This is a genomic window from Microcoleus sp. S13_C5 (assembly GCF_036700845.1).
Taxonomy (GTDB): Bacteria; Cyanobacteriota; Cyanobacteriia; order Cyanobacteriales; family Microcoleaceae; genus Microcoleus.
In genome coordinates this window covers 1-12,244 of the sequence record NZ_JAUBPR010000026.1, presented here as the reverse complement: position 1 = coordinate 12,244, position 12,244 = coordinate 1, and the positions used below count along the sequence as shown (strand labels likewise).

Annotated in this window: 10 protein-coding genes and 1 pseudogene; 6 read left to right on the top strand and 5 right to left on the bottom strand. The window is 45.5% G+C overall.

What is annotated here, in order from left to right:
* Positions 1–2: 2 nt before the first annotated feature.
* Entirely contained in the window at positions 3–578 is a 576-nt protein-coding gene (locus QUA04_RS09940; RefSeq protein ID WP_333256156.1) for a hypothetical protein, read from the top strand.
* 21 nt (positions 579–599) lie between these two features.
* Here the strand turns inward: QUA04_RS09940 and QUA04_RS09935 are convergent, their stop codons facing one another.
* Together QUA04_RS09935 and QUA04_RS09930 are read right to left on the bottom strand one after the other, a co-directional pair.
* Positions 600–1,814: a class I SAM-dependent methyltransferase gene (locus QUA04_RS09935; RefSeq protein ID WP_333256154.1), complete on the bottom strand. Its 1,215-nt coding sequence runs from the start codon at positions 1,812–1,814 to the stop codon at positions 600–602.
* A 243-nt stretch (positions 1,815–2,057) separates the two neighbouring features.
* Positions 2,058–3,242 (bottom strand): NAD(P)H-quinone oxidoreductase subunit H, encoded by a 1,185-nt coding sequence (locus tag QUA04_RS09930; protein ID WP_333176833.1) that lies wholly within the window; start codon positions 3,240–3,242, stop codon positions 2,058–2,060.
* A 57-nt stretch (positions 3,243–3,299) separates the two neighbouring features.
* Between QUA04_RS09930 and rsmH the strand changes: the two genes are divergently transcribed.
* The 3 genes from rsmH to QUA04_RS09915 all read left to right on the top strand — a co-directional run bounded on the left by rsmH (position 3,300) and on the right by QUA04_RS09915 (position 7,360).
* A complete protein-coding gene (gene rsmH / locus QUA04_RS09925; protein WP_333256153.1) occupies positions 3,300–4,202 on the top strand; it encodes a 16S rRNA (cytosine(1402)-N(4))-methyltransferase RsmH in 903 nt (300 codons plus the stop codon).
* A 565-nt stretch (positions 4,203–4,767) separates the two neighbouring features.
* Entirely contained in the window at positions 4,768–6,441 is a 1,674-nt protein-coding gene (locus tag QUA04_RS09920) for a SpoIIE family protein phosphatase (protein ID WP_333256152.1), read from the top strand.
* 496 nt (positions 6,442–6,937) lie between these two features.
* Entirely contained in the window at positions 6,938–7,360 is a 423-nt protein-coding gene (locus QUA04_RS09915; RefSeq protein WP_006633914.1) for an ATP-binding protein, read from the top strand.
* Between the two features lie 338 nt (positions 7,361–7,698).
* On the opposite strand, the gene QUA04_RS09910 is transcribed toward QUA04_RS09915, so the two are convergent.
* Both QUA04_RS09910 and QUA04_RS09905 read right to left on the bottom strand, forming a co-directional pair.
* Positions 7,699–8,076: a nuclear transport factor 2 family protein gene (locus tag QUA04_RS09910; protein ID WP_333256150.1), complete on the bottom strand. Its 378-nt coding sequence runs from the start codon at positions 8,074–8,076 to the stop codon at positions 7,699–7,701.
* Between the two features lie 405 nt (positions 8,077–8,481).
* Positions 8,482–9,444: an orange carotenoid protein N-terminal domain-containing protein gene (locus QUA04_RS09905; RefSeq protein ID WP_333256148.1), complete on the bottom strand. Its 963-nt coding sequence runs from the start codon at positions 9,442–9,444 to the stop codon at positions 8,482–8,484.
* Positions 9,445–9,721: 277 nt separating this feature from the next.
* Between QUA04_RS09905 and queG the strand changes: the two genes are divergently transcribed.
* Positions 9,722–10,687 carry a tRNA epoxyqueuosine(34) reductase QueG gene (gene queG / locus QUA04_RS09900; protein ID WP_333256146.1) on the top strand — a complete coding sequence of 322 codons (966 nt, stop codon included), beginning with the start codon at positions 9,722–9,724 and terminating at the stop codon, positions 10,685–10,687.
* A 178-nt stretch (positions 10,688–10,865) separates the two neighbouring features.
* Positions 10,866–11,504 carry an HAD-IA family hydrolase gene (locus tag QUA04_RS09895; RefSeq protein WP_333256144.1) on the top strand — a complete coding sequence of 213 codons (639 nt, stop codon included), beginning with the start codon at positions 10,866–10,868 and terminating at the stop codon, positions 11,502–11,504.
* A 152-nt stretch (positions 11,505–11,656) separates the two neighbouring features.
* On the opposite strand, the pseudogene QUA04_RS09890 reads toward QUA04_RS09895, so the two are convergent.
* Positions 11,657–12,162, bottom strand: a pseudogene (locus tag QUA04_RS09890) (transposase); the annotation flags it as partial.
* Positions 12,163–12,244 lie beyond the last annotated feature (82 nt).

The window sequence follows — 12,244 nt, the reverse complement described above, 5'->3', positions numbered from 1 at the left end:
AGATGATGCGATTTACTCCGCCAGCGGAACCAGCAGATTTTGAGCAACAAGTGCGAAAAGCAGGCAATAATTGGTTAGTTAAAAATCCTACTAAAGAACCAAAAGATTTTTGGTCTTCCTTCAAGCCTCAATTAGCTAAAGAGTTCCAAAATCTTTGTGGTTATGCGGTGATGTACATACCGAGTCGGATGGGTACTGTCGATCATTATTTGAGTAAAAGTAAAGCAGAAAATCGGCATTTGATTTATGACTGGAAAAACTATCGCTATGCTTTGCAACGGGTAAATAGCTGCAAAGGAACTTACGATAGACAAATTCTCGATCCGTTTGAAGTAGAAGATAATTGGTTTGAGATTATCCTACCTTCTTGTCAGTTGGTTTTGACTGACGCGATTCCTTCCCACGAGCGCGATCGAGCCGAATTTACCCTCAAAAAGTTACAGCTTCAGAATAGTGAATGGGTTATAGAACAACGTCAGGAGTGGTATCGGATGTATCTAGAGAACGAACTTAATTTAGAAGGGTTAGAAAAGAAAGCGCCTTTAATCGCTCGTGCGGTTAAAAAACAGCTTAATTAGTTAATAATTAATCTAAAATAATCAATCAGGCACCATCAAACCCTTCAATATTCTCCCCTTTTCCTCCTCCCTCAACCCCTTCGACTGCACCAAAACCCCAAAACCTCCCAAACCCATCGGATCGATCAACTGATGCAAAGCCTCCCGGCGCCGCAAAAACGTTGCCACATCCAATACTTCTGCATCATTTGTTGATAAAGAAGCAATACGATCGCCCAAACCCAACGCCATCAAAAACAAAGCCTGCTGAGTAAACCCTACCACATCCAAACCGCACAATTCACCCTGCCTTTCCAGCGCCGTAAAATTAACATGAGCCGTTAAATCCTGCCGCCCCACCTTAATATAAGGATTATTGTGATATCGGTGCAGATAATAACACTGTAGCGTCCCCTCCCTGCGCCTCGGATTGTAATAGCGGTGCGCCGGATAACCGTAATCAATAGTTAACAAATATCCCCGCTGCAACTTTTGAGCAACTGTACTCATCCAGTCCAAAGCCGCCAAATTCACCTCACTCCGATAACCATCCCCGTAAACACTTGCCGACAAATCGATGCTTACCAAATCCAAATATTCGGCAATTTTTGGCGTGGAAACTTCGCCAATTACTTCAACAAATTTTATCTCTTCTTGTTCATTTCTTGGGGTTTCTGCGGCAACGTAAATCTCCCTAACTTTCCCTGATTCCAGAATGAATTGATGCACTGGCAAAGCATCCACTAACTCGTTAGAAAAAAAACAACCGACAATTGAATTATTAACTATCTCATCCCAATTGCACCACTTAACGCACTTGATATCACTTAATATTTGGCGTTGTTCCGCTTGAAGTCTTGGCGAATTTTCAACAATTATGTATGTTAAAGTTTTAAATAAGTCGGGATGTTGCCGTTGCAGATATTGCAGCACATTAGCTGCAAAAGTTCCCCGCCCAGCGCCCATTTCTACGATCGCGAAATTGAAAGGACGATCGAGCAATTCCCACATTTCCACAAACTGCTCTGCCAAAACCTCCGCAAAATCAGCACCCCAATGAGACGACGTGATAAAATCGCCTTGTTTGCCGATCGACGGGCGAGCGCTATTGTAATAACCGTGCTGCGGATGATATAATGCCAAATTCATATATTCAGCAAAAGTAATACGCCCCTGCGGACTGGCGGCAATTCTTTCGCAGATTAAAGCGCAGAGCTCCGGGTTACTATCATTAATATCTGATTGCTGAACTTTCATAATTTATCGAATCAAAGTTGATGTTATTTTATTTGTGAAGGAGAGATTTTTTTTTATTAACCGCAGAGGGCGCAGAGGGCACAGAGGAAAAGAGAAGAGAGAAATAAGGTACATTTTAGCGACGTTAATAGCAATATTAATCGATATCCATCCGCGTTTATCCGCGTTCATCGGCGGTAAAAAAAAATCAACCCGGTTCCACAAAAAAACCGGGTTAATTTATCAGATAAAAACCGACCAAACCTACCTATCAACCGAGCCCATAATAATGTCGATACTCCCCAAAATCGCCACCAAATCCGCAATCTTTACGCCGCGAACAATGTGAGGCAAAATCTGCAAATTATTAAAATCCCCAGTCCGAATCTTCCAGCGCCAAGGAAACACATTATCATCCCCGATAATATAAATCCCCAACTCACCCTTGCCACTTTCAACGCGGACATAATGTTCGCCCTTGGGAATCTTAAAAGTCGGCGCAACTTTTTTGCCAATAAACTGATAGTCAAAACCATTCCATTCAGATTTGGGTCCGCTTTCGAGTCGCTTGGCTTCCAAATTCTCGTAAGAGCCACCGGGGAGTCCTTTCAAGGCTTGATAGAGAATCTTAACCGACTCGCGCATCTCCCGAACCCGCACCAAATACCGGGCCAAACAATCGCCAGCAGCTTCGGTACAAACTTCCCAGTCGAAGTCGTCGTAACATTCGTAATGGTCAACTTTCCGCAAATCCCACTTAACGCCGGAAGCACGCAACATGGGACCGGAAAGTCCCCAGTTAATCGCTTCTTCGCGAGAAATAGTACCCAGGCCTTCTATCCGGCGGCGGAAGATTGGATTGTTGGTAATTAAACGTTCGTACTCGTCTATTTTGGGAACGAAATAATCGCAGAAATCTTGGCACTTATCTACCCAACCGTAAGGCAAATCTGCGGCGACTCCGCCAATGCGGAAATAGTTATTATTCACCATGCGATAACCTGTAGCGGCTTCCCACAAGTCGAGAATTGGTTCGCGATCGCGCATAGTATAGAAAAAAGGAGTTTGCGCCCCCACGTCTGCCAAAAACGGCCCCAACCACAACAAATGATTAGCAATCCGGTTCAACTCCAGCATGATTACCCGAATGTAACTCGCCCGTTTGGGGACAGCAATATTAGCCAACTTTTCCGGCGCATTTACTGTCACCGCTTCGTTAAACATCCCCTCCGCATAGTCCCAGCGGCTCACGTAGGGCACGTACATCACGTTGGTGCGATTTTCGGCGATTTTTTCCATCCCGCGGTGCAGATAGCCCAAAACAGGCTCGCAGTCAACTACGTCTTCCCCGTCTAGGGTGACGATTAGCCGGAGTACCCCGTGCATGGATGGGTGGTGCGGCCCCATGTTGAGCACCATCGGTTCGGTTCTAGTCTCAATTCTTGACATAATTAAATGAATTAATGATTACTAGCTATTGTTGATTTTTGTTTGGCTTTTATGATTATGAAGGATATCGAGCTTTCTGAGAAGGAGACCCTTGGATCTGATGTCAGTATTGACACCTATCACGTTCCAGTTTTGGGAAGCGAGTTAATTGCGGGTTTGGCTGTGCGTCCCGGCGGCCGCTATTTGGACGCGACGCTTGGGGGCGGCGGACACACGAGTTTGATTGTAGCGGCGGCGCCAGATGTTACAGTAGTGGCGATCGACCGCGACGAAGAAGCCATCCGTTTTTGCCAAGCCCAATTTGCCAACTCGCCCGTTGAGTTTTGGCACGGCAACTTTGCTGAATATCAGTCCTCAGAGGCCGAATTTGATGGTATCATAGCAGACTTGGGCGTCAGCTCTGCTCAGTTCGATACACCGGAACGAGGATTTAGTTTTCGCCACCCAGCTCAACTAGATATGCGTATGAACCAGCAGCAATCTTTGACGGCAGAAGAGATTATTAACCACTGGGAAGAAGTTAAACTAGCAGATATTATTTACAAGTACGGGGAGGAGCGACTGTCGCGGCGCATCGCAAGGCGGATTGTGCAAGGGCGTCCTTTTCAAACTACAACAGAACTTGCAGGGGCGATCGCCTCCAGCTTCCCCCCCAAGCAGCGCAACGGCAGAATCCATCCGGCCACCCGTACTTTCCAAGCTTTAAGGATAGCCGTCAACTCCGAACTAGCGTCTTTAGAAACTTTCCTCAATCAAGCCCCAAGGTGGTTAAAACCCGGTGGGAGAATCGGCATCATTACATTTCACAGCCTGGAAGACCGACCAGTCAAGCACCAACTCAGAGGAACACCCAGTTTACACGTACTGACAAAAAAGCCGATCGTGCCGCAATCCGAAGAAGTCGCTAGAAATCCCCGCTCTCGTTCTGCTAAGCTCAGACTGGCAGAAAGAATAACTTGATTCGGCAGTAGTAATATGCTTGCTGCAAAAAGTTCAGAGATTCGGGAGACTTATATGCAGCAATCAAGTACGATTCCGCAAAGATGTAGGGAATAGCGCCAACAACCCACCACTAACCCTCCGGGTACAGTGGGGCTTGAAATACAGCCGATGTTGACCAGACTTAGGTAGCAATACCTGCCTTAGTAGTAAGTGTTAAAATTCACACCGAGGACAGTACCCAGCTAGTTAAGAACTCTGCAATCAGAGCATTAATTAGCCGTTTTGAATGCTGGTGTGTTTAGAAAAAGACCGACTGCTAACAAGATCATTGCTCGTATCACAGCGTGAAAGCTGACTCGGGAATTTTCCCTATTGAAGCGGCCTACCGAGGCGGGTTACAGTATCGAAAGCCTCTCATCTGTTGTGCGAACAGATGGTGCGAAAGGAATGCTCACCTTGAGGTGAAACGGGTTTCTTTAACTCAACTTGACGTAACTGATATGTTGCATATATCCAGCCCCCCTTTTCCTCCCGCCACCTTGCTGATTACAGCTATGGTGGGGGTTTTCAAGGGGGAAGAAAGATGAGTCGGGGAGATGGAAGCAAGCTGAAACTGATGGTAGTCGATGACGAACCCGACAACTTGGATTTATTGTACCGGACGTTTCGACGCGACTTTCAGGTTTACAAAGCAGATAGCGCCCTCAGCGCCCTGGAAGTTCTAGACGAACAGGGCGAGATGGCGGTGATTATATCTGACCAGCGGATGCCAGAAATGAATGGCACCGAGTTTTTGGGGAAAACAGTCGAGCGATTTCCCGATACGATTCGGATTCTGCTAACGGGATACACCGATGTTGAAGATTTGGTTGAGGCCATCAACTCAGGTCAAGTTTTCAAATACATCACCAAACCGTGGAATCCAGAAGAACTCAAATTGGTGATCAATCAAGCCTCAGAAACTTACAAATACTACAAGCAGCGCAGTGTTGCATTGCGCCGCGCTTTACGCAAGGAATCTCTGTTCAATGAAGTAATGAGCGTCATTCGCGGGTCGCTAGATTACTCTAGTATGGTACAAACTATTGTTCAAACCGTAGGTCAAACTTTTGAGGCCAACTATTGTATGCTGCGGCCGGTAGAGACCGATCGACTATTGCCCAGTACCTTCCCCTACCAAGCCCAAACCGACGAGGCCAGTAGCTTTTCTTTTGATGAAAATTTGCTGGTTCAAGCTGTAGCCACCCGCCAAACTCAAGTGAACTCAAACAGTGGGGGGAATGCTAACTCGGTTGAGATTGCCGTCCCCCTGACTTACCAGCAAGAATTGCTGGCGGTACTGGCTTTGTCCCAGATTGGCGGCACTAACCCTTGGTCGGCAGAAGATATAGAGTTAATAGAAGGTGTAGCAGCTCAAGCTGCTCTCGCCCTGTCTCAAGCTAAGCTCTACCAGCGCACTCTGGATTTAGCCAAGCAGATGCAAAACGAGTTGGAAGTGGCTCGCCAAATCCAAACAAACTTGTTGCGCCAAAGTTGGCCGGATTTTGAAACTGTCAGAGTGCAAGCTTGCTGCTATCCCGCGCGGGAAGTGGGTGGCGACTTTTTTGAAGTCTACGTCCACTCCCAAGGGGATATTTGGATAGCGGTGGGAGATGTTTCGGGTAAGGGAGTTCCGGCTGCTCTATTTATGGCTAGCGCGATTTCGGTGATGCGGCGGGAACTTTCCCAAGAAGTTTCTCCAGAGCCAGATCAAGTTATGCAGAACATGAATAGCAGTATGTCTGACGACCTGATCGGCAACAATCATTTTATTACAATGGTTGTAGCTCGTTACACTCCGTCAACGGGACACCTCGCATTTGCTAATGCCGGTCACATTTACCCGATCGTTTGGTCTCACTCGGAGGTCAAAGCTCAAGCTGCTAGCGGTAAAACGCCAGCCGAGCCGAATTTCCTGAAAGCTCGTGGCATTCCTTTGGGGATACTACCAGTTTGGAGAGGCAAAGCAGGTACGATCGAATTAAAGTCAGGAGATGTATTTCTGCTGACGAGTGACGGAATTACTGAAGCTAGCGTAACCACTGAAGCGGTCGCAGGCGGTGTACCAACCCGTTCTATGCTACAACAAGAAGGGCTTTGGCAACTCTTGATTCAGGAACCTGGTTCTTTCAACTTGGACAATTTGTTGGCTCACATCCGAGCCGACAATCCCGTTCAGGAAGACGACCAAACCATACTCTCTCTGGAGGTTCTTTGAATCTGTCAGCGACTCCCGACGCATAGTCGGGGGTGAGAGCCGAAACAACTTAACCCCTGCTTATTGACGGTTCATAGATTAGTCCTGCAAAGGACGGCGTTATCGTCAACAGTAAAAAACCTAGCCGGCGATGGCGCTGCTAGTTTCCTGAATCGCTTTCCTGGGGGATTAAATACCTGTAAAGGGTTAAAGTAGAAGGCATTCGTCAGAAAAAACCAACGCTTAAAAGCAAAGGATTGAAACACAGATTTTTTATACCTCGCTGCTTGCAGTCTCGGTATAATTATCAATTGTTAATGGGCTTTATACCCATAACAAAAGTTTTCAACTATACTCTTAACTTCTGCCTTCTACCCCATGAGGAATGCCTGATTTTTAAACAGAAAAGGCTAGTATCCCCCGAGTAGCGACAAGTATTGAGGCCGAATCCATTCGGCGCGTCGTGTTTCATACCTGGTGTGAAGACACAGGGTTTTCAAACTTACGGGATTTTTTTATGAATACTGAGCTTCATGTGCCAAGCGACTTGCGGTTTTTAACAATTGTTGAAAATTGGTTGCTGAGCAGTTTGGAAGTAGAGCTAGGAGAGCACGTCGATTGGCCACGTCAGTCGAATCGTTTGCGCTTGGTGTTAGCAGAAGCCTATTCTAACGTGATCCGCCATGCTCACAAAGATCAACCCAATTTACCCGTGTTAATTCGCTTGAATTTAAAAAATAGGGATATTGGTTTAGAAATTTGGGATTACGGTAAAGGTTACGAAATGGATACTTACAATCCCCCGAGGCCGGAAGCTAAACAGGAAAGCGGTTACGGCTGGCTGATTATGAGCAGACTTATGGATCGGGTGGACTACACTTTGCAAATAGACGGTCGCAACTGTCTAAAGTTGGAAGCGAGTTTGCCGGAAAAATCTTAATTAGTCGTTAGTCATTAGTCATTAATGATTAGCAATGCACTTTTTGACTCGCTTTGGCTGTCTGTCGCACGCTGCGGTGACAGCCACTTTGTAGTGCAGTAGCCTTAGCTCAACGCGAGACTGTAAGATTGTAGAAATACAGTCCCGATCGTACAAATACCGAAGAAACGGGATTTTTATAGCGTGAGTGGCACTTCACCAAAGATTTGGATAAAAACCCGGTTTCTGTCTCCTTCTGCCGATAAAAAGCCGATTAACCTGTCGATCGCACGATTTTAGCTATTACGTGCGATCAACAGGCCAAACCAAAATAGAGAATTTAAATGTGAAACAGCTTATTAAACATCAAATTTCTTATGAGGCCGCAGATTGAGCAATTCTTGGGGAGAAGCTAACAGTTTGACCGTGACAGAAAGAATTTTTTGGTCAGAATTGAGCAAGAACAGCCATGCGACATTAACACCAAATGCGGAAGTTTGCACCCGACCGCTGACCTGAACTTCTACTTTGCCATCTTCTAAAATTTGGCTGACACCTTTTTGGGGTTCTAGCTGCATTCCTCGCGCTTCTTTTTTTAGATAAGTGGCGATCGCACTCCTGCCGATAATTGGATCTTCAAACGGCGCGTGTAGAACCCCGTCATCGGCAAATAAATTAGCCGTCGCTTCAAAATCGCCCGCGTTTAAAGTTTCAAAATAGTGCAGTACCCCTGGCATTGTGATCCCTGCAATCTTTATAGAGGTAGTTAAAATAGGTCGAGTTGTTGCGGTCATAAAACAAGTGCTTTCAAATCAATGAGTATACTTTAATCATTCTCTTTGCCGCAGCAAATCCCTCAAAAGATATAAGTAGGGCTAGGAAAATAATTCTCCGAAAAAAAGGAGGAAGAGGGCACCGGAGACCGTCGATCGCAGCTTTGAGAGCGATCGACCAAAATCCATACTACTTTCAAAAAATGCAAGTTTAGCCAAGCTGCAAACCCTGATACCATCAGTCATTTCCCATCCTTCAATCCTTGAATCTAAAATTTAAAATCTAAAATCTAAAATGATAAAAACCCAGACGCCTGCAGGCATCTGGGTTTCTGGGCAAGTCTGTTTGACAGACCGAACCCGAATATTCTATTTACGCATCAAATTGAGCAATTCTTTAGGAGATGCCAACAAGTCGATCGCCACAAAGAAAATTTGACCTTGGGGATCGAGCAAAAACCGCCACGCAATGTTCATTCCCACATTCGCGCCGAACCAGGGAGTTTCGACTTTGCCGGTGACTTTCACTTGGCGGTAGCCATCTTCTGCGGGTTCCGATACGCCTCGCTCCGGCATCATTTTCAGTCCGATGCACTCTTCCCGCATATAGTTGAGGATAGCTTCGCGACCAACGATCGGCTTTTGGAAAGGCGGTTGCAGGGCACCTTCTTCAGCAAATAAACCGACTGCTGGGGTGAAGTCGAAGGCGTTCATGTAGTCGATGTAGTTGAGGACAGTCTGCTCGCTGATACCCTCAATTTGGGTTTTCACCCGCTCTTCTGGAGCGGTGGGAGTGCTGCGGGGGGCAGAGCGTTTGCCGTACTCTTGGTTAAAAGCAGGGTCATAGCCCATGTTAACTACGGTATTCCGAAGTACGGTAATTTGCTGGCCTGGATCGAGTTTCTTGATGGTTTCGAGAACTGCGGTGGCTTCGGGAGACATTTGATAGCCAGCGGGGATCGGAGCGACAAGGCCCTGTTTCATCAACTGCCCCAACTCGTACCAGAAACCGAGTTTGGTGTTGACGCGCAAGGAGGTGTAAATCCGGCCGATTGTTGTGTCGGCGTTGCTGGCTAGGTCAAACATGGTTTTGCTTTGAGCAGCCGGCGACATTTGCTTGATTTCGCTCAGGATGCCTTCAACAAGCGCCATGCTGGCTACTCCCGGAGCTGCTGCGGTGATGGAAACGCCCATTTCGGTGTAGGCATACCAGAGCAAGGCTAGTTGGTCTTCAACGCTGAGCTTGTAAAATGCTTCCGTGGTAGCCGGAACAACGCTCGCAATCTCGGTGTTCGAGAAAATAGATTGAGCTGATTGAATACTAACTGCCATGTGTATGCTTTGGGATTTGTGGTTTTAGTGAGGTACTTGAGTTAGGAAACCTCAAGCTCCCTTGATTGAATTATGTAACTTTTTGTTAAACTTTGCAAATATAAATTACATATAGCTGAGTTATAAAACTATGATCAATGGTTGGGTAAATTGCGATCGCCGTCACTAGACTGTGCGCGGAATTAGTTTATTTAGGAAACCGATCGTTAAAATCACTTCACATATCATATAAAATCAAAATAGTCAATAAAAAAGGTAAATATTTACCTGGTGTCAAATGAAAGCGCCAATTAGCAGCATTTTGGTTAAGGAAAAAGCCCTTGAGTTGGGATTTCACAAAGTCGGGATCGCCTCAACAGACACGGATTTCGAGCTAGAAAAACAAAGATTGCAAGCTTGGCTGGACAAGGGTTATCAGGCGGATATGGCATGGATGGCAAACCCGAAACGGCAGGATATTCGATTAATAATGCCAGAGGTGCAGTCATTAATATGTGTCGCGCTCAACTACTACACACCTCACCAACGCCCCTCTAATCCCCCTTGTGAGGGGGGGGTCGAAGGAGGAATCGAATATGCTAAAATCTCTCGCTACGGTTGGGGGCGGGATTACCACAGAATTTTGCACAAAAAACTGAAGGTTTTGGCAAATTGGGTGCGATCGCAAGGCGAGGGAATTGAAGCGCGATATTATGCTGATACCGGGCCGATTCAGGATAAAATGTGGGCGCAGCGTGCCGGGATTGGCTGGATTGCCAAAAATGGTAATGTAATTTCGCGCGAATACGGTTCTTGGGTGTTTTTGGGCGAAATCTTGACTAATTTAGAGTTAGCGCCCGATGAACCCCATACGGAACATTGCGGTACTTGTACTCGCTGCATTGAGGCGTGTCCGACGGGGGCAATTATTGAGCCTTTTGTGGTGAATGCCGATCGATGTATAGCTTATCACACGATCGAGAATCGAGCCGAAAAATTGCCCGACGAAATTGCATCTAATTTACAAGGTTGGGTAGCAGGTTGCGACATTTGTCAGGATGTTTGTCCTTGGAATCAGCGATTTGCTAAACCAACTGATGTGGCAGAGTTTGAGCCTTATCCTGAAAACATAGCACCGACACTTGCAGAATTAGCCGACATTTCCGACGAGGAGTGGAACCGCAGATTTACCGCTTCGGCGCTGCGGCGCATTAAACCCGAAATGCTGCGGCGAAATGCGAAAGCCAATCAAATTAACGATTAAAAGTTGAGATGTTCGCGCTCAGGGTGCTTAGGATCACCTTACCCTATAGATAATAACCCTAGGGTATGTACGGAGCGCCAAGAGTCAATATATTATGCAGTAAGTCATTCCCCCTCTAAAATCTAAAATCTAAAATCTAAAATTGTATGATCCCCCGTTCCTTATTTGCTATTGTCCAATGACCAAAGTAATTATTTTTGATTTTGACGGTACTTTAGCAGATACAATCGATATTCTTCTAAGCATCACCAACCGTTTGTCAGTAGAATTAGGCTTTAAGTCTGCGACCAAAGAGCAAATCGCTCAACTGAGCAATTTAACTTCTTGGCAAATTCTTCAGTATTCGGGCATTTCTATTTTCAAATTCCCGCTGTTGATTAGAATGTTGAAAGCAGAGTTACGCAGCGAAATTCCCAATATTCAATTATTTCCGGGAATTAAAGAAGTTTTACTGGAGTTAAAAAAACTGGGATTTCAACTGGGCATTATCACATCTAATTCCCGAGAAAACGTCTTGGCATCGCTGGAAAAAAATGGTTTGCCAGACACTTTTACGTTTATTTACTCTGGTTCAACTTTTGGCAAACATAAAGTTATTAATAGCTGGCTAAAAAGAGAACATATAAATCCTCAACAAGTCGTTTATGTGGGAGATGAAATCAGAGATATAGAAGCTGCTAGAAAAACCGGAATTAAGGTAATGGCTGTAGCTTGGGGCTTTAATTCTCAGGAGGCTTTGGTTGCACACAATCCAGATTTTTTGATTAAACACCCCCAGGAATTGATAGAGATTATGAGTAATTTGCGGGAAGTGTAAACTGAAATTGCAAAACGTAAGACTCGTCGGTTGAAATCTATTCTAGACAAACTCTCGTTCCAGCAGAGAGGGACTAAAGAATAAAAGGTGTATTAAAGCCAGGGTAAGCTCATCTAATTTTGTATAAATTGTACTTGACCATTCGTAACAAGTTAAGCTTGTATGCCAGTTGTCAAAGGGATTTCAGAAGAGGTATCAAAGAAAAATTGCTCCCGGTCTCGCCGCGCGAGCGGGAAAAGGTGCAACAATTAACTTAATATGGGGTTTTCGCTGAGATTTAACAATACCTAAATCTCGATTTTCTGGCGCGGCGAAATACTCGATTGGGTCAGTTGCCGGTGCGTTGTTGGCGGGCTACATAAAAATGGTAAAGACCCCGGTAAATCATTTCTAATGAAATCGAATCTATTGGTAAAGAGAGTTGGTCAGCAACGCCATCACCTAAATCGACCAAGAGCGCATAAAATATCCAAGTACCCCAGATTTGAAGCTGAATGCCGTTGAGAGAACCCGTCCACAAATAACTTAATCCCAAGAGCCTTTTTACGGTATTAAAAGCCTCTTCAATTCTCCAGCGCCTGCGATATAAATCTGCCACGACGTAGGGTGGTAACACTTGAGGTTCAAGCACACTTGTCAAATAAGAATGCCAGGTTTTACCAGCAGGGTAAGAGCATCTCAATCAGTCTTGACAAAAGGATTTGAGAAGAAGCATCATGTATTCATCATTCATTGCAGCC

Bases quoted from the DNA above. Each gene is read 5' to 3' on its own strand.
- QUA04_RS09905 (WP_333256148.1), bottom strand. From the start codon at position 9,444: ATGGCAGTTAGTATTCAATCAGCTCAATCTATTTTCTCGAACACCGAG.
- QUA04_RS09895 (WP_333256144.1), top strand. From the start codon at position 10,866: ATGACCAAAGTAATTATTTTTGATTTTGACGGTACTTTAGCAGATACA.
- QUA04_RS09930 (WP_333176833.1), bottom strand. From the start codon at position 3,242: ATGTCAAGAATTGAGACTAGAACCGAACCGATGGTGCTCAACATGGGG.
- QUA04_RS09920 (WP_333256152.1), top strand. From the start codon at position 4,768: ATGAGTCGGGGAGATGGAAGCAAGCTGAAACTGATGGTAGTCGATGAC.
- queG (WP_333256146.1), top strand. From the start codon at position 9,722: ATGAAAGCGCCAATTAGCAGCATTTTGGTTAAGGAAAAAGCCCTTGAG.
- QUA04_RS09910 (WP_333256150.1), bottom strand. From the start codon at position 8,076: ATGCCAGGGGTACTGCACTATTTTGAAACTTTAAACGCGGGCGATTTT.
- QUA04_RS09935 (WP_333256154.1), bottom strand. From the start codon at position 1,814: ATGAAAGTTCAGCAATCAGATATTAATGATAGTAACCCGGAGCTCTGC.
- QUA04_RS09940 (WP_333256156.1), top strand. From the start codon at position 3: ATGATGCGATTTACTCCGCCAGCGGAACCAGCAGATTTTGAGCAACAA.
- rsmH (WP_333256153.1), top strand. From the start codon at position 3,300: ATGAAGGATATCGAGCTTTCTGAGAAGGAGACCCTTGGATCTGATGTC.
- QUA04_RS09915 (WP_006633914.1), top strand. From the start codon at position 6,938: ATGAATACTGAGCTTCATGTGCCAAGCGACTTGCGGTTTTTAACAATT.